Raw genomic sequence first — 22,572 nt, forward strand, 5'->3', positions numbered from 1 at the left:
AGGTACGGAGAAGAAAAAGCCGGGCAGGGCCCGGCTTCGTGATGCAGATCAGTGGCGGAAGTGGCGCACGCCGGTGAACACCATGGCCAGGCCATGTTCGTCGGCGGCGGCGATCACTTCGGCATCGCGCATCGAACCGCCCGGCTGGATGACCGCCTTGATACCGGCGGCGGCGGCGGCATCGATGCCGTCGCGGAACGGGAAGAACGCATCGGAAGCCATCACCGAGCCCTCGACCACCAGGTTCGCGTCGGCGGCCTTGATGCCGGCGATGCGGGCCGAGTACACGCGGCTCATCTGGCCGGCACCGACACCGATGGTGCGGTTGTCCTTGGCATAGACGATCGCGTTGGACTTCACGAACTTGGCCACCTTCCAGGCAAACAGCAGGTCGGTGAACTGCTTGTCGGTCGGCGCCAGCTTGCTGACCACCTTCAGTTCGTCGCGGGTCATGCCGCGGTTGTCCGAGGACTGCAGCAGCAGGCCCGAGCCGACGCGCTTGCTGTCGAAGTTGTTCAGGCCATCGCCGTGCGGGATGCGCAGCACGCGCACGTTGGCCTTCTTCTGCGCGTATTCCAGCGCGGCCGGCTCGTAGTCCGGGGCGATCAGCACTTCCACGAACTGGCGATCCAGGATCACCTTGGCAGTGGCGGCGTCCAGTGGCTTGTTGAAGGCGATGATGCCGCCGAAGGCGCTGGTCGGGTCGGTGGCGTAGGCCAGCTCGTAGGCATCGCCGTTGCCGGCACCGACGGCCGCGCCGCACGGGTTGGCGTGCTTGACGATGACGCAGGCCGGCGCATCGAACTGGCGCACGCATTCCCACGCCGCATCGGCATCGGCCAGGTTGTTGTAGCTCAGTTCCTTGCCCTGCAGCTGCTGGAAGGTGGCCAGGGTGCCCGGCACCGGGTACAGGTCGCGGTAGAAGGCGCCGCTCTGGTGCGGGTTCTCGCCGTAGCGCAGGTCCATCACCTTCACGAAGGTGGAGTTCATCTGCGCCGGGTACTCGGTACGCGCCGGCACCGCAGCGTCGGTGGCGGTGACCGCCGACAGGTAGTTGCTGATCGCGGCGTCGTACTGGGCGACGCGGTTGAACGCGGCCACCGAGAACGCGAAGCGGGTGGCGGCCGTCAGCTGGCCGTTGTTGGCCTCCAGCGAGGCCAGCAGCTCGGCGTACTGCGACGGGTCGGTGGCCACTGCCACGCGGGCGAAGTTCTTGGCTGCCGAGCGCAGCATGGCCGGGCCGCCGATGTCGATGTTCTCGACCGCGTCGGCCAGGGTGCAGTCGGCCTTGGCGGTGACCGACTCGAACGGGTACAGGTTCAGCACCAGCAGGTCGATGGCACCGATGCCGTGCTCGGCCATGACCGCATCATCCAGGCCCGAACGGCCCAGCAGGCCGCCGTGCACCATCGGGTGGAGGGTCTTGACCCGGCCGTCCATCATTTCCGGGAAGCCGGTGACGTCGGCCACGTCCTTCACGGCCAGGCCCGCATCGCGGATCGCCTTGGCGGTGCCGCCGGTGGACAGCAGCTCCACGCCACGTGCCGCCAGCGCAGTGGCCAGCTCGACCAGACCGGTCTTGTCGGAAACGGAGAGGAGGGCCCGGCGGACGGGCAACAGATCAGCAGTCATGGGACAGAATCGGCAGCGGAGCGGGGCCGATATTGTAGGCGGTGGGGGCCGGTGGCGGGCGCCGCCGGGCGAAATCGGCTGCCGGCGCGGCCCTGCGGCTCCCTTCGGCACAGCCCGGTTGGTTGCAGACGGCAAGCAATCCGATGGGGCGGCATCGCCCCGATCGGGTAGGCTGTGCCCGGACTGCCAAGGATCAGCAGGTACAGATCATGTCGATCTATGCATTGAAAGGACGTTTCCAGGACCTGTTGCGTCCGGCCGTACGCGGCCTGTACCGCATGGGCATCACCGCCAATACGGTGACCGTGGCCGCTGCCGTGGTCTCGCTGCTGGTGGCCGCGGCCGTGTGGTGCTGCGCGCCGGCCCAGCCGCTGCTGTACCTGCTGCTGCCGCTGTGGATGCTGCTGCGCATGGCGCTCAACGCCGTGGACGGCATGCTGGCCCGCGAGTTCGGCCAGCAGTCGCGGCTGGGCGCCTATCTGAACGAGCTGTGCGATGTGATCGCCGATGCGGCGCTGTACCTGAGCCTGCTCAGCGTGCCGGGCGTGCGCCCGAAAGCCCTGTGGCTGCTGGCCTGGACCGCGGCCTTGAGCGAGTACGCCGGTGTGCTGGGGCTGATGGCCGGTGCCAGCCGCCGCTATGACGGCCCGATGGGCAAGAGCGATCGCGCCTTCGTGATCGGCGTGCTGGGCCTGCTGCTGGCGTTTGAGTGGGTTGGCGCGATGACGGTCACTGGCGTGGCCGCTGCGATGGCGGTGCTGTGCATGCTGACCATGATCAACCGCGTCCGTCGCGGACTGCGGGAAGCGGCGGTTTCGCCGAATTAATCAAGCAGATACAAAAAGACAATCAGGAGATTGCATGCGTCAGGCGCAGGAACGGGAATTCCACAGCTTCGACCAGGTACCGCTGTTCTACCGGTACTGGGCGAGCACCACCGCAACCCCGGCCACCAAGGCTGTCGTGCTGCTGCACCGCGGCCATGAACATTCCGGCCGGGTCACACACCTGGTCGATGAGCTGGACCTGCCCGACACCGCCTTCTTCGCCTGGGATGCGCGCGGCAATGGCCGTTCGCCGGGCGCACGTGGCGATGCACCGGGCTTCCCGGCGCTGGTGCGCGATCTGGACAGCTTCATCGCCCACATCGGCGCCGAGCATGGCATCGCGGTGCAGGACATCGTGGTGATCTCGCAGAGCGTGGGGGCGGTGGTCGCCGCGACCTGGGTGCACGATTACGCGCCGCGCCTGCGCGCGCTGGTGATGGCCTCGCCGGCGTTCAAGGTGAAGCTGTACGTGCCGTTCGCACGCGCCGGGCTGGCGTTGATGCAGAAGCTGCGCGGGAATTTCTTCGTCAACAGCTACGTCAAGCCGCAGTGGCTGACCCACGATCCGGCGCGGGTGGAAAGCTACCGCACCGATCCGCTGATCACCCGGCCGATCTCGGTGCGCGTGCTGCTGGGCCTGTACGAGGCCGCCGACCGCATCGTGGCCGACGCACAGGCGATCAGCGTGCCGGTGCAGCTGCTGGTGTCCGGCTCGGATTTCGTCGTGCACCGGGGCCCGCAGGACCGTTTCTACGAACGCCTGTCCAGCCCGATCAAGGAGCGCGTGCACCTGCCGGGCTTCTTCCACGACACCCTGGGCGAGCGTGACCGGGCGCCCGCGCTGGCGCGCATCCGCGGTTTCATCCAGGCGCGGTTTGCCGAGCCGCTGCGCGAGCTGTCGCGGCGCGATGCGCACCGCCATGGGCCGACCTTCGAGGAATCGGAGATCCTGGCCTGGCCACCGGAACGCAACAGCCTGGCCGACCTGCGCTGGCGGGTGGTACGTGGCGGCCTGCGTTTCGGCGGCACGTTGTCCGAAGGCATCGCCCTGGGCCTGCAGACCGGTTTCGATTCCGGCAGCACGCTCGACTACATCTATCGTGACCAGGCGCGCGGCAAGGGCCCGCTGGGGCGCATGGTCGACCGCAACTATCTGGATGCGATCGGCTGGCGCGGCATCCGCATCCGTGGCCAGCACCTGCAGGCGCTGCTGCGCGATGCCGCCCAGCGCCTGCGTGGGCAGGGCACCCCGGTGCGCGTGCTGGACGTGGCCGCCGGCCATGGCCTCTACGTGCTGGAAGCGCTGGGGCAGGGCGAACAGCGCGCCGAGCGCATCGTGCTGCGCGACTTCAGTGATCTGAACGTGACCCTGGGCCAAGCGTTGATTGAGCGCCTGGGGGCGGCCGACATCGCGCGCTTCGAGCAGGGTGATGCGTTCGACCCGACACAGCTGGCCAAGGTGGAACCCGCACCGACGCTGGCCGTGGTATCGGGCCTGTACGAACTGTTCCCCGACAACGATGCGGTGCTGCGCTCGCTGCAGGGCATTGCAGCAACGGTGCCGGTGGGTGGCTACCTGGCCTACACCGGCCAACCCTGGCACCCGCAGCTGGAATTCATCGCCCGCGCGCTGACCAGCCACCGTGGCGGCGCCGCGTGGGTGATGCGCCGCCGTACCCAGCAGGAAATGGACGAGCTGGTGCGCCTGGCCGGGTTCGAGAAGGTGGCGCAGCGCATCGACGACTTCGGCATCTTCACCGTATCGCTGGCGCGCCGGACCGCGTGATGGCGACGCTCGCTGCAACCCCGCTGGCCGCGGAAGGGCGCCCCTGGCGGCGCGCCCTGCTGTGGCTGGCCCTGCTGGGTCCGTTCTTCTTCGCCAGCTACGGCTTTGCCAACTGGATGGCCGGCCGCCATGCCGAACTGCCGGTGATGGCGTTCGCATGGGAGACGCACATTCCGTTCGTGCCGTGGACGATCGTGCCGTACTGGTCGATCGATCTGTTCTACGCGATCTCGTTCTTCCTGTGCCGGCGTCGGCTGGAACTGGACCGGCACGCGCTGCGGCTGTTCAGTGCACAGCTGATCGCAGTGACCTGCTTCCTGCTGTGGCCGTTGCGCTTCAGCTTCGAGCGGCCGGAGATCAGCGGCGTGTTCGGTTGGCTGTTCGATGTGCTGCTGGGCTTCGACAAGCCGTTCAACCAGGCGCCATCGCTGCACATCGTGCTGCTGATCGTGCTGTGGGTGAAGTTCGCGCAGTACCTGCACGGTGCCTGGCGCTGGGTGCTGCATGTGTGGGCGCTGCTGATCGGTGTCTCGGTACTGACCACGTTCCAGCATCATTTCATCGATATCCCGACCGGCCTGCTGGCCGGTTGGCTGTGCGTCTGGCTGTGGCCGGAGCAGGGTACGCCACCGTTGCGGGCCTGGCACACCGCGCGTGATGCCAGACGTTGGCGATTGGCAGCGCTGTACGTGCTGGGGGCCGCTGCATTGCTGGTGCCGGTGGTGCTTCTGCGTGGCGCGGCATTGTGGCTGCTGTGGCCGGTGGTATCGCTGCTGCTGGTGGCGTTGGCGTATGCGGGGCTCGGTGCGGCGGTGTTCCAGAAGCGTGCCGATGGTCGCCTGACCATGGCGGCGCGCTGGTTGCTGGCGCCGTACCTGGGTGCGGCCTGGATCAATTCGCGGCTGTGGACGCGCCGCGCGCCGCAGCCGGTGCCGGTGATGGACGGTGTATGGCTGGGGCGTGTTCCCTGCGCTGCATTGCCGGCACCCTTGGTCGGCGTGGTCGATACCTGTGCCGAGCTGTCCTGCCACGCGCCGGGCGCCGCGTATGCCAGCGTGCCGATGCTGGACCTGGTGGTGCCCACGCCGCACCAGTTGCGCGAGGCGGCCGAGGTCATCGAGCGGCTGCGCGCGCACGGACCGCTGCTGGTGTGTTGCGCGCTGGGCTATTCGCGCAGTGCTGCCAGTGTGGCGGCCTGGCTGTTGCGCAGTGGTCGTGCCACCGATACCGATGCCGCGGTGACGATCGTCCGCACGGCACGTCCGGGCATCGTGCTGGGCGCGGCGCATCTGCACGCCATCGCTGCAGCAAGGGAAGACCATACATGAGCACGGTTCCCGACCTTGCGACCCTGCAGCTGCTGCTGCGCCAGGGACGTTGGCCCGCGCTGCTGTCGCTGGGCCTGTTGCTGGTGGCGCTGCTGCTGCTCGGCATCGAGCCGGGGCTGGCGATGATCGCTGCCGGCCTGTTGCTGCTCAGTGTTGCTGCGGGCATCGCACAGATCTACCACGCGTGGCGGGTGGAGCTGGATGCCAGCCTGCTGCAGCTGCTGCGCGATGAAGGCCTGGAGGGTGACGCGGCCGCGCGCCGCACCGACCAGCTGCTGCACGCCAGTGGCCTGCGCCGCGCGTCGCCCGATGCGCCACTGCGCGGCTGGGATGCGCGCTGGTCCGGCATGCGTCGCCTGCTGCTGCGCCAGTACCTGCTGACCGCAGTGCAGTTCGCACTGCTGGTGCTGGCCGTGTTGTGGCCGCAGACGTGAACGGGAGGGACCGATGTTCGCTGAATTGATTGCGCGCGCCTGCAGTGGCGCGATCCATGTAGTGACCGGCGCCCGCGCGCTGTGGATCGGCTGTGCGCCGTCCAGCGAACGGCGCGTGTATTACGGCAACCACGCCAGCCATGGTGACTTCGTGCTGATCTGGTCGTCGATGCCACCGGCATTGCGGCGCCAGGTGCGCCCGGTGGCCGCGGCCGAATACTGGCAGCGCGATGGCCTGCGCCGCTACCTGATCGATGCGGTGTTCAACGGCGTGCTGGTCGAGCGCGAGGCCGGCCATCGCCAGCAGGATCCGCTGCAGGCCCTGCGTGACGCGGTGGACGAAGACTGCTCGCTGATTCTGTTTCCGGAAGGTACCCGCAACGTGGGCGATGAGCCGCTGCTGCCGTTCAAGAGCGGCATCTATCACCTGGCACGGCAGCGGCCGGAGCTGGAGTTCGTGCCGGTGTGGATCGACAACCTGAAGCGGGTGATGCCGAAGGGCCGGTTCCTGCCGCTGCCGCTGCTGTGCACGGCCACCTTCGGTACGCCGCTGCGGCTGCAGGCCGACGAGGACAAGGCCGCCTTCCTGGCCCGCAGCCGGCAGGCGCTGCTGGACCTGGCGCCGAACGGGGGCAGGGCATGAGTTTCCTGATCGATGTGTCCGGCGACCTGGCCACGCAGAGTGTCGGCCAGCAGACCGGCCTGCTGTTTGCTGGCGTGGGTGCGGTGCTGGTGCTGGCCACGCTGGTGGCCGAGACCCTGCGCTGGCGCCAGCGTGGACAGCCCAGCGCGGTGATCGCCAACCTGGTGTCGCGCATCCGCGCGTGGTGGGTGATGGCGATCGTGGTCGGGCTGGCGCTGTTCTTCGGTCGTGCCGGGGTGATCGTGCTGTTCGCGATCATCTCGCTGTTCGCGCTGCGCGAGTTCATCACCCTGGCGCCGACCCGCTCGGGCGACTACTACGCGCTGCTGGCCGCGTTCTACATCGTGCTGCCGTGGCAGTACTACCTGGTCTGGATCGACTGGTACGGCATGTACACGCTGTTGATTCCGGTCTATGCGTTCCTGTTCCTGCCGATCCTGTCGACCATTGGCGGTGATACCACGCACTACCTGGAGCGGACCGCAAAGGTGCAGTGGGGGCTGATGATCTGCGTGTTCTGCATCTCGCATGTACCGCTGCTGCTGAACCTGCACGTGCCCGGCCATGATCCGTCGCGCAACGTGCTGCTGTTCGCCTTTCTTGTGATCGTGGTGCAGTCCTCGGACGTGCTGCAGTACATCTGGGGCAAGCTGCTGGGCAAGCACCTGATCGCGCCGAAGCTGTCGCCGTCGAAGACGGTGGAGGGCTTCGTCGGCGGCGTGCTCAGTGCCAGCGCGCTGGGCGCGGCGCTGTGGTGGATCACCCCGTTCACGCCGCTGCAGGCGTTCGGCCTGTCGCTGCTGATCAACCTGATGGGGTTCTGGGGCGGCCTGGTGATGTCGGCGATCAAGCGTGATCGTGGCATCAAGGACTGGGGCCACATGATCGAGGGCCATGGCGGCATGCTCGACCGCCTGGATTCGGTATGTTTCGCCGCGCCGGTGTTCTTCCATGTGGTGCGGTACTACTGGAAGGCGGGCGGCGGCGGCTGATTCTGCCGGGCTTTCATCCACGCATGGCGTGGATCTACCGGTAGTGCCCGCCGCTGGCCGGCAACTGCAACATCCTGCCATCGCTCATGGGGTTGCCGGCCAGCGGCCGGCACTACCCTCGTGCGCGCTTACGCGCTGATGCCGTATTCCTTCAGCTTCTTGCGCAGGGTGGCGCGGTGGATGCCGAGCATCGCCGCGGCGCGGCTCTGGTTGCCTTCGCAGTGGTTGAGCACTTCCACGAACAACGGGATTTCCATCTCGCGCAGCACGATCTCGTAGACATCGTCCGCGTCGCAGCCATCGAGGTCACGCAGGTAACGGCGCACGGACTGGGCGACGTGTTCACGCAGCGGTGGCCGGGGAGCGCCACGACTGTTGTCAGGACGAGAAAGGACAGCGTTCAAGGGGGTTCCCGATTCGGTTGGCCCGTGCGCGCGGAGCGCGCGGCCGGACGAGGTGGTGGCGGCCAGTCTAGCGCGAGCGTGCCCGGCCTGCCACGGTCGGACGCCCGTGCCCGGTCAGAGGAAATCGAAGGTGAATGCGACGGTGGACGCGGCGGGCTCCTGTACACGGAAGGCGACGCGCGCGCTCTGACCCGGTTCCAGCAGGGCTGCGCCGGGGTTCTCGCCCAGGTACTGCGCGGGCGTGAACACGCCGCTGCCGATCACCCGGCCATCGGCATCGGACAATGACAGCCGCAAATCCGGCCACGCCTGTGCCCAGCGCGCATCATTGCGGATGCTGGCCTGCACCTGCAGCACACCGGCCTGGCCCGGCAGGGGGCGGATCTCGCGGCTGGTCATGGTGAACGCAGTGGGCTCGTGCCAGGCAGGCAGGCTGCAGCGCAGCACGCCGCACAGCGTGCCCAGCCATGCGCGGTTGCCGGCGTCGGCGGCCAGCCGCGCGCGGTCGGCCAGCACGCTCTGCAGTACCAGCAGCAATGCCAGCCCGGCGGCCAGCAGCCAGTGCCAGCGGGGTGCTGGCAGCGTGCGCGTGCGTGCGCTGCCGAGGAAGCTGGGGGCATCACTGGCGACCGCCGTTGCCTGCACCGTGACCGGCGCCGGTTCGATGGCCGCTGCTTCATCAATGATGACAACGTCATCGTCGTGTCGCATCTCTGTCGCCGGTGGGCGTGCCAGGTCGATGGGCTCGGCCTGCATCTGCTCCACAGGCGTTGCCTGTACGGCTTCGTCCTGCGTGCGCGCATCGGTCGCAGGCGCAGGCTCACCCTCCGGCGTCGTGCGCAGGAAGGTGGCCAGGGGACGGCGCGGTGGGTTCGGCTCGGACATGCTCAGGGCGCGGGCTCGGATCCAGCGGTCATTCAACCACGATCAGGCGCGGCGCACGCCGGTGATGCGCATCCAGTCGCCATCCTGGGTGGCCTGCAGATCGTCGAACCATGCTGCGTAGCGCTGCAGCAGTTCGCCTTCCTGGCCATGCAGGATGCCGGACAGGGCGATGCGGCCACCGGCAGCAACGCGCGCAGCCAGCAGTTCGGCCAGCGCATCCAGCGCCGAGGCGAGGATGTTGGCGACCACGATCGGATAGGTCGCGACCGGTTCGTCCTGCGGCAGGTACACGTGCATGCGGGCCTGCTCGCCGTTGCGCTCGGCATTGTCGGCGGTTGCGACCAGGGCCTGTGGATCGTTGTCGACGCCGATGGCTTCGGCGGCGCCCAGCTTCAGCGCGGCCAGTGCGAGGATGCCCGAGCCGCAACCGAAGTCGAGCACGCGCTGGCCCTGCAGCAGGCCATCGACCGCCAACTGGTCCAGCCAGCGCAGGCACAGTGCGGTGGTCGGGTGAGTGCCCGAACCGAACGCCAGGCCCGGGTCCAACCGCACCACGGCGGCATCGGCGGCCTGTGCGGCATCGGGCAGTTCATGGTTCCACGGCACGATCCAGGTACGGCTGCCGAAATCCATCGGCTGGAACTGGTCCAGCCAGGCACGTTCCCAGTCTTCATCCTCGACCGCACGGAAGCTGCCGCTGCTCCAGTCCAGCTCCGGATCGAACGACTCCAGTGCGGCCAGCAGCAGCAGGGCGTTGCTGTCGGCGGGGAACAGCGCGCTCAGCACCAGGGTGTCCCACAGCGGGGTCTCGCCCACGCCCGGCTCGAGGATGGCCTGTTCGTTGCTGGTATCGGCCTCGGCATCGAGCAGGGTCACGGCCAGTGCACCAACGTCCTCCAGCGCATTTTCATAGCGGGGCTGGGTGGCTTCGGTGCAGCGCAGGGTCAGTTCCAGGAACGGCATGGTGGTTGGGGGCAATCGCGGGAAAGGGGGCCATGCTAGACCATCGGGGCGTCTCCGTATTGACTGAGATGCCGCTCAGAGATGAACGAAGCCCGTTCAGACAGGCCCGTCGGGCCTTGCTAAACTTCGTGCTTTCCTATGCGCCGCATCGCCTACCGCCGCCGATGGCCTTCGCTCCGACCCTGAAAACCTGGTTGCTCGTACTGCCGGCTGTGGCCGTGCTGGGCGTGGCCGGTTATCGGGCCAGCGGCCATGCTGCGACGTCTTCGGTAGCGTCGGCGGATCTGGCAGGTGGGGTTGCGGCCGCTGACAGTGCGGCGCCGCTGCCGGTGATGCCGGAGGCGCTGGCGCGCCGCCTGGCACCCTTCGAGCGTGGCAACGCGTTGCCGTCCGGGCTGCCCCTGGATCTGCGTGCCGATATCGAAGACGCCACCGACCTGTATGCCTATGCTCAGCGGTTGCGTGCCCAGGCGGACGAAGGCAACCACGAGGCGCGCTGGATGCTCAGCCGTGTCTATGACTATTGCGCGCAGTACGCGGTCGATCCGGGTGGCTACCGCTTGGACAACAACGTGCTGGCCGGGCTGGGCCTGACCGCCGCACCGGCGATGGTGCAGGCGCGCGAACGCGTCGCGCAGCGTTGTGGTGGTTTCGTGCCGGGCGACAAGCTGGGCATGGCCTTGGTGCTCTCCGAACGTCGCAAGGCGGCCGCACAAGGCAATCTGGCTGCTGAGGCTGCCTTGTTCGCCGAGGGCGAACCGCTGCAGGACAGCCCCGAGTACCGCCGTGACCTGGTTGAACGGGTGCGCACCTCGCGCGACCCGGAGGCCTTCATGGCGATCGCACCGGGCATGGGCGTGCGCGCCTCGGGTGACCGCGCGCTCAACGGCCTGGTGGCGGGCGAGCAGCTCAGTGAACTCGCATGGCGGCTTGCGGCCTGCGAACTCGGTCTACCGTGTGGGGCAGACAGTGTGCTGGTCAACAGTTTTTGTGCGAACGGAGGGATCTGTTCGCAGGATGGTACGCAGGATTTCCGGGATTTCGTGTATGACGCTGCGGTATCGCGGCAGGGCGCTGGGAAGATGAAGGAATGGATCAAGCGATTGGTTGGAAAGAGGAACGAGCAATGAACTACCGCCGATTCCTGCACGGGGCCAAGTTCTGGTTCTGGGTGGCCCTGTTCGTGGCCTACTCGGCCGGCGCGGTTGGCCTGTTGATGATCGATACCTATGAAGATCGCTACCGGCATCTGTCGAAGGTGGAACTGACCACGGTGAAGGCGCAGGAAGACGTGCGCCGTGCCGGTGCCAGCCAGGTGGCCGCGGTCTATCGCGCGCAGAGCGGCATGCCGTTCGCGTCGCTGCCGGCGGGCAGCACCTTCCAGGTGGTGTGGCCGGATGGTTCGACCGAGACCATGGTGATCGTCGATCCGACGTCGCCCAATGGCGTGCGTCCGCTGGCGAACTCGCAGATTCCGGCCGAAGCTGCCGACAAGCGCTGATACGCCTGCTGTAGCGCCGAGCCCACGTTCGGCTGAGCTTTCCGGCAAGCCGAGCATGGGCTCGGCGCTGCAGCAACAGAAAAGGGCGGGGATATCCCCGCCCTTTTCATGTCCAGCACGTGGCGCCGATCAGGTCAGCGCGATCGGCTTGTTCTTGCGTTCGGCCAGGCGCTTTTCCAGGTAGTGGATGTTCTGGCCACCGGCCTGGAAGCCCTTGTCGCGCATGATCCGCTGCTGCAGGGCGACATTGGTCTTGATGCCATCGACCACCATTTCGCTCAGTGCCACGCGCATGCGGGCAATGGCGGTTTCGCGGTCCGGGCCGTGCACGATCAGCTTGCCGATCATCGAGTCGTAGTTCGACGGCACGCGGTAGCCACTGTAGATGTGGGTGTCCACGCGCACGCCGGGGCCGCCCGGCGGATGGAAGCCGGTGATGGTGCCCGGGCTCGGCACGAAGGTCTCCGCATCTTCGGCGTTGATGCGGCATTCGATGGCATGGCCGGTCAGCACCACGTCACTCTGCTTGATCGACAGCTTCTGGCCGGCGGCGATCTTCAGCTGCTCGGCCACCAGGTCGATGCCGGTGACCATTTCGGTGACCGGATGTTCCACCTGGATGCGGGTGTTCATTTCGATGAAGTAGAAGCGGCCGTCCTCGTACAGGAACTCGAACGTGCCGGCACCACGGTAGCCGATGCGCACGCAGGCTTCAGTGCACACCTTGCCGATCTGCTCGCGCTGCTCGGCGGTGATGCCCGGTGCCGGCGCTTCTTCCACCACCTTCTGGTGGCGGCGCTGCATCGAGCAGTCACGCTCGCCCAGGTGGATGGCGTTGCCCTGGCCGTCGGCCAGTACCTGGATTTCCACGTGGCGCGGGTTCTCCAGGAACTTCTCCATGTAGACCTCACCATTGCCGAACGCGGCCTTGGCCTCGCTCTTGGTGGTTTCGATCGAGGTCTTCAGCGAGGCTTCGGCGTGCACCACGCGCATGCCGCGGCCACCACCACCACCGGCCGCCTTGATGATGACCGGGTAGCCGATCTCACGGGCGATCTTGGTGTTGGCGACGATGTCATCGCCCAGTGGGCCGCCCGAGCCGGGCACGCACGGCACGCCGGCGGACTTCATCGCGCGGATGGCTTCGACCTTGTCGCCCATCATGCGGATGGTGTCGGCCTTGGGGCCGATGAAGATGAAACCGGACTCTTCCACGCGCTCGGCGAAGTCGGCGTTCTCCGACAGGAAGCCATAGCCCGGGTGGATGGCCTGGGCGTCGGTGACTTCCGCCGCGGCGATCAGTGCCGGGATGTTGAGGTAGCTCTGCGGCGACGGCGCCGGACCGATGCAGACCGACTCGTCGGCCATGGCCACGTGCTTGAGGTTGCGGTCGACCGTGGAATGCACGGCCACCGTGCGGATGCCCAGGGTATGGCACGCGCGCAGGATGCGCAGCGCGATTTCCCCTCGGTTGGCGATGACGACTTTGTCGAGCATGGCGTGCCCCTCAGCCGATCACGAACAGCGGCTGGTCGAATTCGACCGGCTGGCCGTTCTCGCCGAGGATGGCGACGATGGTGCCGGACTTGTCGGCTTCGATCGGGTTGAACATCTTCATCGCTTCGATGATGGCCAGGGTCTCGCCTTCCTTGACCTGCTGGCCAACGCTGACGAACGCCGGCTTGTCCGGGGCGGACGACGCGTAGAAGGTGCCGACCATCGGCGAGCGCAGCACGTGGCCTTCCGGCAGCGACGGGCCCGGCTTGGCGGTACCGCCGGTGGAGGCTTCGGTCGGCGACTGCATCGGCATCGCCTGCGGCGCCGGAGCGGCCGGAGCGGCGTACACCGGGGCGGCGACCGGGGCGGCATAGCCGGCCACCGGGGCGCGCGACAGGCGCACCGACTCTTCGCCTTCCTTGATTTCGATTTCAGCCAGGTTCGACTCTTCCAGCAGGTCGATCAGCTTCTTGATTTTGCGGAGATCCATGGTGGCCTCTTTGCTCTTGATGTAAGTGTGGTGGGAAGCGCATCGCGCTCGGGTCAAAGCAGTTCGTAGAACTCGCGCAGCTGCCGCGTACGGTCGCGCGTCTGGGTGATCAGGCACTGCATCTTCGCAGGGTTGCGCGAGGTGCCGTCTGCATTGAAGGCGTAGACTGCCTCGCAGTCTGCATCGCGCAGGGTTATCCAGATGCGCTGGGCCTTCACCAGCTGCTGTTCGGCCGCTGCGCAGCGGCTGCAGCTGCCATCGGCGGCCTGCGCCTTCAGTTCGCGGCGCGCCTGGACGTAAACGGCGTTCAATGCGCTGTCGGCGTCATCCAGGCGATCGGAATCGCACATGTCGCGCTCGTAGCCGCCGGTCGCCTGCGCGCAGTCAATGCCGGCGGCCGCGCGCTCGGCGGCGACGCTGGCGCCGCACACGCCGGCCCACAGCACGATGCAGGCAAGCACTCTTGGGAGCATCTTCACGCGCGGGCCGCCTGCACGCGCAGCAGCGCCGCGTCCATCGCGTAGCGGTAGCTGTCGGCGCCGAAGCCGCAGACCACGCCCACGGCCTTGTCACTGAAGAAGCTGTGCTGGCGGAACGGTTCGCGGGTATGCGGGTTGGACAGGTGGATCTCGATGAACGGCACCGCCACCGCCGCCAGCGCATCGCGCAGGGCGACCGAGGTGTGGGTGAAGGCGGCGGGGTTGATCAGGATGAAAGCGGTTCCGTCGTCGCGCGCGGCCTGCACGCGGTCCACCAGCACGTGCTCGGCATTGGACTGCAGGCTCTCCACCGCGTGCCCGGCGGCCGAGGCCTGGGCGGCCAGCGCATGGTCGATGTCGGCCAGCGTGGTGTGGCCGTAGACCTCCGGCTCGCGGGTGCCGAGCAGGTTGAGGTTGGGGCCGTGCAGGACCAGCAGCTTCGCCATGGGATCCGGAAGACGGGAAAGGGCGGCAGTCTGGCGGAACCGGCGGATGCTGTCCAGTTCGGCGAAGTTTGCAGCGTTTCAATCGTTTGTTTGAAATTCCCCGGAGGGCTTGCGGCCGTATGTCGGGCGCTGGATCAAGGCGCGCTGAACGCCGTGCAGATGGGGGATGCGTGCACGTAGGCCGACGATGGCGGCAGGCATGGGCAGGGCTGATGCTGCCATGGGCGTTGATGCGGTAGATCCACGCCATGCGTGGATGAAGGAAGTTCGGTGCGCAGCAAGCTACGCACCCACCGAGGGGCAGCCCAAGGTGCGCTACAAGCCACCCACCGCCCCCGCCACGCACCCGCTCACGTCTCCAGCGGCACCGTCGGCACCACGTTCGGGAACACCTCCTCCAGCGGCTCCCGTTCCCCCGGCTTCGGTGCCGGCCAGTTGTAGGCGTTCACCGGCTGCGCGCGGTTCACCCACAACGCGTAATACAGATGGTCGGCGCGGCCATCGCCGGTATTGGGATGGATCAGGATGGTCAGGCCCAGGCTGTTGAGCTGCAGCCACGGCACCAGTACCGGCAGCAGGTCGTTGGTGAAGCCGAAATAGAACGACGGGGTGACGTGCGGTCCGCGTGGTTCCAGGTTCCAGTTTCCCAGCTCCACCGGGAAGCGCTCGGCGACCCAGCGTCGCAGCAGTGCGGCCTTCTCGAAGCTGTCCTCGTCGAAGTAGATATGCGCGTGATAGCTCTTGATCTCGGTGTAGGCACGTGGGGTCGCGGGCAGGGTGGCCTCCCCGGGACGCACGCTGGCCGGGCGGGGGGTCGGTTCGCTGGCGGTGACCTGGCCCCAGGGGCTGCTGCCCTGCACCGGCGGCGGGACGATGGCGCGGAAGCCGGGGCGCCCGGGTTCGGTGGTGTTCACCGCGCCGCCGCTGCGCGGGGCTGCGGCGGCGGTCGACGCACTGGCCAGGCCGCCGGCGGCCAGACCGGCCGAAGCGATCAGGCGGCGGCGTGCGGGCGAAAGCAGGTCGGCCCAGTGGGCGTCATCGTCGCCGGCGTCGATCAGTGTCAGCGGGTCCGGGTGCATGAAGGGCTCCGTGGCGGCATCGTGTGGGCAGGCAAGCACGCTCGGGCACCTGCATCCACAGCGTCCAATAAGCAGGCGGCATCACCTCATGCAGGTTTGTCCCGTCGTCGTTGAGTGCGGCTGCAGGGCGGGCTAGGGTGCAGGTCTGCCGCCCCGGAGCCCGCCATGACCTCGCCCGATGCCGATACCCAACGCAGGCGCGCGACCTTTCGCCAGCTGCATGCAGCAGGGTGCTTCGTACTGCCCAATCCGTGGGACGTGGGCAGTGCGCGCTACCTGCAGCGGCAGGGCTTCCTGGCGCTGGCCACGACCAGTGCCGGCTGTGCCTGGAGCGAAGGGCGCCCGGACGGAGCGGTTTCGCTGCAGGCCACGCTGGACCATCTGCGCCTGATGGCGGCAGCGACGCCGCTGCCGTTGAACGCCGATTTCGGCGATGGCTTCGGTGCCACGCCACAGGCGGTGCAGGAGGCGGTGGCCGCGGCGATCGACACCGGCATCGCCGCGTTGTCGATCGAGGATGCCAGCGGCGTCGCCGATGCACCGCTGCGTCCGATCGACCAGGCGGTGGAGCGCCTGCGCGCTGCCCGTGCAGCCATCAACCGCGCGGGCGGCGACGTGCTGCTGGTTGGCCGTGCCGAGAACTTCTTCGTCGGCGTGCCGGATCTGCCGGACACCCTGCAGCGCCTGCGCGCCTATGCCGAGGCCGGCGCCGATGTGCTGTATGCACCGGGCATCAGCACGCGCGAGCAGATCAGCGCGGTGGTTGCCGCCGCAGGGTCGAAGCCGGTGAACCTGCTGGTCGGTGGGCCGACACCGCTGGGCGTGCAGGACATTGCTGCTCTCGGCGTACGCCGCGTCAGCCTGGGCGGCGCACTGGCCCGTGCTGCATGGGGCGGACTGATGCAGGCGACACAGCCGATCGTGCAGGACGGACGCTTCGACGGCCTGCAGCAGGCGGCTTCCGGGGCCGCATTGAACGCCCTGTTCCGCTGACGGAAACCCCGGCACTGGCCCAGGCCAGCAGACGGAAGTAGATCGACGCCATGCGTGGATGGATGCGCCTGCGACTACAGCGCTTCCATCCCACCCTTGGGCAGCGTCACCCCAGGCTCCAACGCCGGCAGCAGTTGCCGCAGCAGCGCGGGATTGTCCAGCAACGCAGCACCGTCAATGAAAGTCCATTGGGCTGTGCCGACGCGGCGCACGGCGAGCATGAACGAGGTGCTGCGCATCGGCGCCTCGCGCACGCGCAGCAGCGACTGGCGCGGCACGAAGCAGACTTCCTCATCACCGGCTGCATAGGTGTGGCCCGGCACGCCGGCCTCGTCGCTGATGATGGTGACCCCGGCCTTGCGCAGCTCTTTCAGGTTGTCGCGCGTCATACGCGCATAGGCCTCATCGCCCCCGGCCAGGCGCTTCAGGCTGGGATGGGTTCGGGCGATGATCAATTCGGCATCGCCGCGGGCGAATGCGCCCATCATCGCCTGCACGTCTTGGCGCAATGCGGCTGAGTCTTCCGGACTGAGCTCACCGGCCAGCGCTGGCGCAACGGCCATTGCCATCGGCAGGGCCAGCAGAAGGGCGAGCAGGTATCGGTGCATCGTCGGGTATCTCAGCGGGAACCGCCGCACTATACGGCGGATGCGGAAACAGCGTCCCACGCATGGCGCTGCTGTCCCGGGCGTCATTATCTACTATTGGTAGGTAGTGAATTCCGGACGTCCCCCATGCACACCCTCATCGTCACCACCCATCCCGAGCCCGGCTCGCTCACCCATGCCATCGCCAGGCGCATCGGCGACGCCATCATCGCAACGGATGCCACCCATACCGTGGCCCACGCCGACCTGGTGGCTGAGGGCTTCGATCCCCGCTTCAACCGGCAGGACCAGGCGCTGTTCCGGGGCACCGGCGCAGCTCCAGCCGACGTCGCCGCCGAGCAGGCGAGGCTGGATGCTGCCGACACGCTGGTACTGGTCTATCCGCTGTACTGGTGGTCGTTCCCCGCACTGCTGAAGGGCTGGATCGATCGCGTGTTCACCCAGGGCTGGGCCTACCAGGACGGTGCAGACGGCAAGGTGCAGAAGAAGCTGCAGCGGTTGCGCGTGCACCTGGTCGGCATCGGTGGAGCCGGCGCGGACATGGTCGAACGGCGCGGCTACGACGGGGCGATGAAGACGCAGATCGACATGGGCATCTTCGACTACTGCGGCGCGCGCGTGCTGACGTCAGACCTGCTGCTGGATGCCGATACCGGTGCGGCCGAAACGCATCTGCAGACCGCGCTGGCGATCGGCCGTAAAATCGGAACTCCGATGCACTGATCGCCGTGTTCCGCCGATGCCTGCCAACGCCGCTCCCACGCGCCGCCGATTGACCCGCGAGCAACGCGCCCGCCAGTTGCTGGACGTGGCCTGGGCGCTGGTTGGCGAAGAAGGCACCGACGCGTTGACCCTGGGTCGGCTGGCCGGGGCCGCGGGCGTGACCAAGCCGGTGGCCTACGATCACTTCGTGACCCGCAACGGCCTGCTGGCCGCGCTCTACGATGACTACGACGGCCGCCAGACGGTGGTCTTCAACGAGCGTATCGGCCGCGCACGGGCGCAGTTGGCCGATCGTGCGGCGGCCATCGCCTCCGGCTACATCGACTGCATCCTCAGCCAGGGCAGTGAAGTGCAGGGCATCCTCGCCGCGCTGGTGGGCGCGCCGGAACTGCACGAGGTGCGGCGGCGTTACCAGCAGGACTTCATCGACAACTGCGACGCCTGGCTGGGCCCGTTCGCCGCCGATGGCTCGGTGCCGCTGGCGGGACGCTGGGCGATCCTTGGCGCGGCCGAAACCCTGTCCGAAGGTGTGGCCGCAGGCGCGCTGGACAAGACCGACGCCGAGGCCGAGCTGCAGCGCTTGATCGTGGCGACGGTCAAGCGGCGCTGAGCCGCTCAGGCGTCGGCGGTGCTGTCGGCCAGCGCCGCGAACCCGGCGGCCAGCCGCTCGCGCACAAGGGCATCGCGTGCGTCGCGGTTTTCAGAACCCAGCACCACGGTGATCAGGCGTACCGGCTGATCCCGCCCGGGCACTGCCCGGCAGGCGGTGGCGGCCAGGCAGAAGCCTGCGGCCTGGGTGTAGCCGGTTTTCAAGCCATCCACGCCGTCATCGCCAAGCAGCGCGTTCTGGTTGCTGCGGCTGAAGCTGCCGTGCGCGAACGCGCGCTGCGCGGTGATCGCCAGGATCTGCGGATGATCGTTCAACAGGCAGGCGGCCAGCACCGCCATGTCGCGCGCGCTGGACGCATGGTGCGGGGTGGTGATGCCGGACACGCTGGCGAACCAGCTGCTGCGCAGGCCGAGCTGGCGTGCGTGCCGGTTCATACGGTCCAGGAACGCACGCTGTGATCCGTCCAGATGGCGCGCGATGGCCAGCGCCGCGTCATTGCCGGAGACGATCATCAGTCCTTCCAGCAGGCGCGCGAGGGTGACTGTTTCACCGGGCACCAGGCCCATGCGCGTTTCATCATCGGCCACCGCGTGCACATCCCCGGCGGCGATGGTGACCGCTTCGTCCCACGCGCCTCCGTTCTCTTCGACGCATTCGTACGCCGCATAGGCGGTCATCAGCTTGGTCAGCGAGGCCGGTTGCCTGGCGATGTCCGCGTTGTGCTGGTGAATCACCGCGAAAGTTGCCGCATCGAGGGTGATGGAGGACAGCGGTGCACGCGCAGGAGCAGGAGACGGCATGGAAACGAGGATGGCAGTGGGGGCCTGCAGGATAGTGTGCGGCGGCTGCATGAAGCTGCAATATTGCAACGATATAACGTATCGCAATTGTGGGCCGCCGATGGCCCGACGGGACATCCGATGACTGCATGCATTCCACGCCGCTGGCTTCATTCTTCGTTGCTGCTCGCGCTGGCCGCACTTGGCGGCTGCCAGCCCAATCTGCGCGCCGAGGCTGTTGCTTCCGGCCCAGCGCGCCCGCACAACGTGATCGTGATGATCAACGACGGCGCCGGTTGGGGCACCTGGGACGCCGCCGCCTACTGGCAATACGGCCGCCGCGAAGGGGCCCCGTATGCGGATTTCCCGCAGCGCCTGGCGGTAACCACCTTCCCGTTGAACGCCAGCAGCCAGCCGACCCGCGACAACGCACAGACCCTGGGTTACGACGCGGGCAAGGCCTGGGATGACACACCGGTTCCTGCGCAGGACCTGCCGTTTGCGGGCTACCAGTACCTGGCTGCGGTGGCTACCGACAGTGCGGCGGCGGGCACCGCGTTGTCTTCGGGCATCAAGACCTACAACAACGCCATCAACTTCAACAACGATGGCCAGCCGGTCGAGTTCAATACGCTGCGCGCCAAGCGCCTGGGCATGGCCACTGGCGTGGTGACTTCGGTACCGTTCGCGCATGCCACGCCGGCCGCGTTCGCGGCGCAGAACGAATCGCGCAACAACTACCACGCCATTGCGCACCAGATGCTGGCGCAGGGCCACATGGACCTGGTGATGGGCACCGGAGGCCCGGGCTACAGCGTTGATGGTCGCGCCTGTGACGAGAGTGCCGGCGCGGCCAAGGCCGAGGGTTGCGCGAATCCATGGGAGTGGGTGTCGCCGCAGGATTGGCAGCAGCTGGAAGCGGGCAGCACCATTGCCGGCAATCCGTCCGGGCCGTGGCGCCTGATCCGCAGCAAGGAAGCGTTCGCCGCGCTGGTGCAGGGACGGTTGCCGGCAGACCGGCCCCTGATCGGCGTGCCGCGCGTGGCCAACACGCTGCAGCAGGCGCGCCAGCTGCAGGTGCTGGGCAAGGATGCGGCCACGCCTTCCGGTGTGAGGAAGATCGACAGCGTGCCGGATCTTGCGACCATGACCCGTGGTGCGCTGCGGTTCCTGCAGCAGCGTTCGTCCAAGGGACTGTTCCTGATGGTCGAAGGTGGCGCTACCGACTGGGCGGCGCATACCAGTGCCTGCGGCACTGAATGGCACTACGGCCAGTGCAGCGACCAGCCGCAGTACGGCCGGCTGATCGAGGAAACCGTGGAGTTCAACGACGCGGTGGCGGCGGTGGTCGACTGGATCGAGCGCAACGGTGGCTGGGAGCGCAACCTGTTGATCGTCACCACCGACCACGACAACAGCATGCCGATGGGCCCGGATGCACAAAGCGTTGCCTTCCAGCCGGTACGCAACAACGGCCGTGGACGCATGCCGGGAATCAGCTTTCGCCCGACCGGCAACCATTCCAATGCGCTGGTGCCGTTGTGGGCCAAGGGCGCGGGCGCGGAGCTGCTGGGCAAGCGCGTGCGGGGCGTTGATGCCGGCTACCGTCAGCACGTGCGCTGGAACGACGGCAGCTACATCGACAATACCGACGTGGCTGCCGCGGTGCAGGAGGCGCTGCAGCATCCACGGTAACGCCCGGTTGCACCTGGGCTGTTGTCGAGGCAGCCTGCGCACATGCAATCGGATATCCGCATCGACGGCCGTGTCTTCGCCTACGTCTTCCCCTGTGCGTGGGAAGACTACGCCAAGATCGGCTTTTCACGTGATCCGCTCAGACGCATCAGCGCATTGCACCGGCGTTGGTTCGAGTTCTTCGACCTCGATGCCGGTGCACTGGTGGAAGCGGAAAGCGAGCGCGACGCGCGGGACCTGGAGCTGCAGCTGCGTGCGCCGTTCAAGGCGCACCGTGCACCGGCGCCGATGACGGTCCAGGACAAGGCAGGAGGTCGTACCGAATGGGTACGTGGTGCCAACCCGGCTTTGTCGCTTGCGATTGCCGCATTGGGCGAACAAGGCTATCGCTGTTATCCACTGAAGGCGTGGCTGCAGGCCGCGATGCGCCTGCGCATGGACCGGTTGCACGACTGGGCTGCGGTGCAGCTTCCGGAAGAGGAAGGCCTGCGGATGCCCGGTGGCGTCGGCGAGGGCGTGCTGCGTGACACCCTCGACGCTTGCCGGGCATTGGATATCGATCCGGTCCCGTGGCTGCCTGAACACGTCCAACGCTGGTATGCAGGTTGAGGAGCGTTCAACGCGTTCGCGGCGGCTGAACCGGCGCGGCCGGTTGCTGCGCGCGCTGCGCGGCAGGTGTGGACGGGCTGGCCAGTTGGCGTGCCAGCTCGGCGCTGGCCACGTGGCCGTGCAGGAACAACAAGCCGCTGAAGATGTTCATGAGCGTGCCTCCACTTGAGTGGATTGCACGATACGGGCAGCATGGACGGGCAAAAAGCGACATTTCCGCAAGCATGCCTTGAGAGGAATTCAAGTCTGATGTCCCGCCCTCCGCTCCATGCCCTGCAGGGCTTCGTGGCTGCTGCCCGGCTCGGCAACCTGTCGCGCGCGGCGGCGTCGATGAACCTGACCGTCAGTGCGCTCAGCCATCAGATGCGGCAGCTGGAAGAACGGCTCGGGCAGCCGCTGCTGATCCGCCAGCCGCGTGGTGTCACCCTCACCCTTGAGGGGCAGCGCCTGCTCGACCAGGTCGGACCGCATCTGGATGCGATCAACGAAGCCTTCCAGCCCTATGCCGCACGTGCCGAGCACGTGCTGACGATCAGCGCGGTGCCGTCGATGGCGTCGGCCTGGCTGGTGCCGCGCCTGGGTCACTTCGTGGCTGAGCATCCACAGATCGAGATCAACCTGCAGTCGAGTGAACGCCTGATCGATTTCGAGCGGCAGCGCCAGTTCGACGCCGCGCTGCGTCTGGGCAGCGGGCAATGGCCGGGCCTGGTGGTGGAACCGCTGTTCGACGAGTGGCTGGTGCCGATGGCGAGCCCGGCGCTGATCGAACGCATGGGCGGCATTGACCGTGTGCCGTTGACCCGGTGGCCGCTGCTCGGTGATCCGGACGGCGCGTGGGGCGCCTGGTTCGCGTTGAGCGGGCAGAGCCCGCCGTCGCGTTTCGTGGCGGTGCTGGATGATTCGGAGGCGCACCATCGCGCCGCTCTGGATGGCGTGGGCGTAGCGCTCGGGCGGGTGACGCGGGCGCGGCTGCTGCTGGATTCGGGCCAGCTGGTCGCACTCTCCAGCCAGCGCCTGAAGACCGACTGGCCGCATTGGCTGGTGTACCCGCAGCGCTCGGCCAGCCATCGCGGTTTCCTCGCGTTCCGCGACTGGCTGCACGCGCAGGCCGCCGAGCACGTGCGGCACATGGCAGCGCAGGGACCGACCGGCTAGACAGGTGCACCGGC

At 67.6% G+C, this 22,572-nt stretch carries 26 protein-coding genes; 14 read left to right on the top strand and 12 right to left on the bottom strand.

What is annotated here, in order from left to right; translation table 11 throughout:
• Positions 1-48: 48 nt before the first annotated feature.
• Entirely contained in the window at positions 49-1,632 is a 1,584-nt protein-coding gene (gene purH, locus V3B46_RS08625; protein ID WP_329891679.1) for a bifunctional phosphoribosylaminoimidazolecarboxamide formyltransferase/IMP cyclohydrolase, read from the bottom strand.
• A gap of 209 nt (positions 1,633-1,841) precedes the next feature.
• Here purH and V3B46_RS08630 point away from each other — a divergent pair, with 209 nt between their 5' ends.
• Genes V3B46_RS08630 through V3B46_RS08655 form a run of 6 tightly spaced genes read left to right on the top strand, consistent with a single transcriptional unit; the run spans position 1,842 to position 7,642 of the window.
• A complete protein-coding gene (locus tag V3B46_RS08630) occupies positions 1,842-2,459 on the top strand; it encodes a CDP-alcohol phosphatidyltransferase family protein (RefSeq protein ID WP_329891680.1) in 618 nt (205 codons plus the stop codon).
• A gap of 34 nt (positions 2,460-2,493) precedes the next feature.
• Positions 2,494-4,245 carry a bifunctional alpha/beta hydrolase/class I SAM-dependent methyltransferase gene (locus tag V3B46_RS08635; protein ID WP_329891681.1) on the top strand — a complete coding sequence of 584 codons (1,752 nt, stop codon included), beginning with the start codon at positions 2,494-2,496 and terminating at the stop codon, positions 4,243-4,245.
• Positions 4,245-5,573, top strand: a complete 1,329-nt coding sequence (locus V3B46_RS08640) for a phosphatase PAP2/dual specificity phosphatase family protein (protein WP_329891682.1) — start codon at positions 4,245-4,247, stop codon at positions 5,571-5,573. The genes V3B46_RS08635 and V3B46_RS08640 overlap by 1 nt, the downstream gene beginning before the upstream one ends.
• A complete protein-coding gene (locus tag V3B46_RS08645; RefSeq protein ID WP_154264608.1) occupies positions 5,570-6,007 on the top strand; it encodes a hypothetical protein in 438 nt (145 codons plus the stop codon). The genes V3B46_RS08640 and V3B46_RS08645 overlap by 4 nt, the downstream gene beginning before the upstream one ends.
• A 13-nt stretch (positions 6,008-6,020) precedes the next feature.
• The gene (locus V3B46_RS08650; RefSeq protein WP_005411260.1) at positions 6,021-6,650 is read left to right on the top strand and encodes a lysophospholipid acyltransferase family protein; all 630 of its coding nucleotides are present in this window, start codon (positions 6,021-6,023) and stop codon (positions 6,648-6,650) included.
• The gene (locus tag V3B46_RS08655) at positions 6,647-7,642 is read left to right on the top strand and encodes a phosphatidate cytidylyltransferase (protein WP_099530425.1); all 996 of its coding nucleotides are present in this window, start codon (positions 6,647-6,649) and stop codon (positions 7,640-7,642) included. The genes V3B46_RS08650 and V3B46_RS08655 overlap by 4 nt, the downstream gene beginning before the upstream one ends.
• A gap of 128 nt (positions 7,643-7,770) precedes the next feature.
• Here V3B46_RS08655 and fis read toward each other — a convergent pair whose 3' ends face one another.
• The 3 genes from fis to prmA all read right to left on the bottom strand — a co-directional run bounded on the left by fis (position 7,771) and on the right by prmA (position 9,894).
• Complete coding sequence (fis, locus tag V3B46_RS08660) at positions 7,771-8,046, bottom strand: DNA-binding transcriptional regulator Fis (RefSeq protein WP_005419706.1); 276 nt, start codon at positions 8,044-8,046, stop codon at positions 7,771-7,773.
• A 114-nt stretch (positions 8,047-8,160) separates the two neighbouring features.
• A complete protein-coding gene (locus tag V3B46_RS08665; RefSeq protein ID WP_329891683.1) occupies positions 8,161-8,931 on the bottom strand; it encodes a DUF3426 domain-containing protein in 771 nt (256 codons plus the stop codon).
• A 42-nt stretch (positions 8,932-8,973) separates the two neighbouring features.
• Positions 8,974-9,894 carry a 50S ribosomal protein L11 methyltransferase gene (gene prmA, locus V3B46_RS08670; protein ID WP_049463300.1) on the bottom strand — a complete coding sequence of 307 codons (921 nt, stop codon included), beginning with the start codon at positions 9,892-9,894 and terminating at the stop codon, positions 8,974-8,976.
• 164 nt (positions 9,895-10,058) lie between these two features.
• Here prmA and V3B46_RS08675 point away from each other — a divergent pair, with 164 nt between their 5' ends.
• The gene (locus V3B46_RS08675; RefSeq protein WP_329891684.1) at positions 10,059-11,024 is read left to right on the top strand and encodes a hypothetical protein; all 966 of its coding nucleotides are present in this window, start codon (positions 10,059-10,061) and stop codon (positions 11,022-11,024) included.
• A complete protein-coding gene (locus tag V3B46_RS08680) occupies positions 11,021-11,395 on the top strand; it encodes a hypothetical protein (protein ID WP_010481078.1) in 375 nt (124 codons plus the stop codon). Before V3B46_RS08675 ends, V3B46_RS08680 begins: the two co-directional genes overlap by 4 nt.
• 129 nt (positions 11,396-11,524) lie before the next feature.
• On the opposite strand, the gene accC is transcribed toward V3B46_RS08680, so the two are convergent.
• From accC to V3B46_RS08705, 5 genes are all read right to left on the bottom strand, one after another.
• A complete protein-coding gene (accC, locus tag V3B46_RS08685; RefSeq protein WP_154264606.1) occupies positions 11,525-12,892 on the bottom strand; it encodes an acetyl-CoA carboxylase biotin carboxylase subunit in 1,368 nt (455 codons plus the stop codon).
• Positions 12,893-12,902: 10 nt separating this feature from the next.
• On the bottom strand, positions 12,903-13,382 hold the full coding sequence (gene accB, locus V3B46_RS08690; protein ID WP_154353439.1) for an acetyl-CoA carboxylase biotin carboxyl carrier protein: 480 nt from the start codon (positions 13,380-13,382) through the stop codon (positions 12,903-12,905).
• A gap of 53 nt (positions 13,383-13,435) precedes the next feature.
• A complete protein-coding gene (locus V3B46_RS08695) occupies positions 13,436-13,861 on the bottom strand; it encodes a lysozyme inhibitor LprI family protein (RefSeq protein ID WP_329891685.1) in 426 nt (141 codons plus the stop codon).
• Positions 13,858-14,307 (bottom strand): type II 3-dehydroquinate dehydratase, encoded by a 450-nt coding sequence (aroQ, locus tag V3B46_RS08700; RefSeq protein WP_329891686.1) that lies wholly within the window; start codon positions 14,305-14,307, stop codon positions 13,858-13,860. Before aroQ ends, V3B46_RS08695 begins: the two co-directional genes overlap by 4 nt.
• 350 nt (positions 14,308-14,657) lie before the next feature.
• Entirely contained in the window at positions 14,658-15,386 is a 729-nt protein-coding gene (locus V3B46_RS08705; protein WP_329891687.1) for a DOPA 4,5-dioxygenase family protein, read from the bottom strand.
• 165 nt (positions 15,387-15,551) lie between these two features.
• On the opposite strand from V3B46_RS08705, the gene V3B46_RS08710 reads away from it, so the two are divergent.
• Positions 15,552-16,379 (top strand): isocitrate lyase/PEP mutase family protein, encoded by an 828-nt coding sequence (locus V3B46_RS08710; protein ID WP_329891688.1) that lies wholly within the window; start codon positions 15,552-15,554, stop codon positions 16,377-16,379.
• 74 nt (positions 16,380-16,453) lie between these two features.
• Here the strand turns inward: V3B46_RS08710 and V3B46_RS08715 are convergent, their stop codons facing one another.
• Complete coding sequence (locus tag V3B46_RS08715; RefSeq protein WP_154264600.1) at positions 16,454-16,987, bottom strand: hypothetical protein; 534 nt, start codon at positions 16,985-16,987, stop codon at positions 16,454-16,456.
• 126 nt (positions 16,988-17,113) lie between these two features.
• On the opposite strand from V3B46_RS08715, the gene V3B46_RS08720 reads away from it, so the two are divergent.
• Both V3B46_RS08720 and V3B46_RS08725 read left to right on the top strand, forming a co-directional pair.
• The gene (locus V3B46_RS08720) at positions 17,114-17,710 is read left to right on the top strand and encodes an NAD(P)H-dependent oxidoreductase (RefSeq protein WP_154264599.1); all 597 of its coding nucleotides are present in this window, start codon (positions 17,114-17,116) and stop codon (positions 17,708-17,710) included.
• A gap of 16 nt (positions 17,711-17,726) precedes the next feature.
• Positions 17,727-18,320 carry a TetR/AcrR family transcriptional regulator gene (locus V3B46_RS08725; protein WP_329891689.1) on the top strand — a complete coding sequence of 198 codons (594 nt, stop codon included), beginning with the start codon at positions 17,727-17,729 and terminating at the stop codon, positions 18,318-18,320.
• Positions 18,321-18,325: 5 nt separating this feature from the next.
• Here V3B46_RS08725 and V3B46_RS08730 read toward each other — a convergent pair whose 3' ends face one another.
• Positions 18,326-19,120 (bottom strand): D-alanyl-D-alanine carboxypeptidase family protein, encoded by a 795-nt coding sequence (locus V3B46_RS08730; RefSeq protein WP_329891690.1) that lies wholly within the window; start codon positions 19,118-19,120, stop codon positions 18,326-18,328.
• A 120-nt stretch (positions 19,121-19,240) separates the two neighbouring features.
• On the opposite strand from V3B46_RS08730, the gene V3B46_RS08735 reads away from it, so the two are divergent.
• Together V3B46_RS08735 and V3B46_RS08740 are read left to right on the top strand one after the other, a co-directional pair.
• A complete protein-coding gene (locus V3B46_RS08735) occupies positions 19,241-20,794 on the top strand; it encodes an alkaline phosphatase (RefSeq protein ID WP_329891691.1) in 1,554 nt (517 codons plus the stop codon).
• A 42-nt stretch (positions 20,795-20,836) separates the two neighbouring features.
• Positions 20,837-21,403, top strand: coding sequence for a GIY-YIG nuclease family protein (locus tag V3B46_RS08740; RefSeq protein WP_329891692.1), 567 nt, complete (start codon positions 20,837-20,839; stop codon positions 21,401-21,403).
• Positions 21,404-21,410: 7 nt separating this feature from the next.
• Here the strand turns inward: V3B46_RS08740 and V3B46_RS08745 are convergent, their stop codons facing one another.
• On the bottom strand, positions 21,411-21,554 hold the full coding sequence (locus V3B46_RS08745; RefSeq protein ID WP_329891693.1) for a hypothetical protein: 144 nt from the start codon (positions 21,552-21,554) through the stop codon (positions 21,411-21,413).
• Positions 21,555-21,652: 98 nt separating this feature from the next.
• Here V3B46_RS08745 and V3B46_RS08750 point away from each other — a divergent pair, with 98 nt between their 5' ends.
• Entirely contained in the window at positions 21,653-22,558 is a 906-nt protein-coding gene (locus V3B46_RS08750) for a LysR substrate-binding domain-containing protein (protein ID WP_154264595.1), read from the top strand.
• Positions 22,559-22,572: the final 14 nt, after the last annotated feature.

The sequence above is a fragment of the Stenotrophomonas sp. SMYL11 genome (assembly GCF_036320005.1).
GTDB lineage: Bacteria > Pseudomonadota > Gammaproteobacteria > Xanthomonadales > Xanthomonadaceae > Stenotrophomonas > Stenotrophomonas maltophilia_A.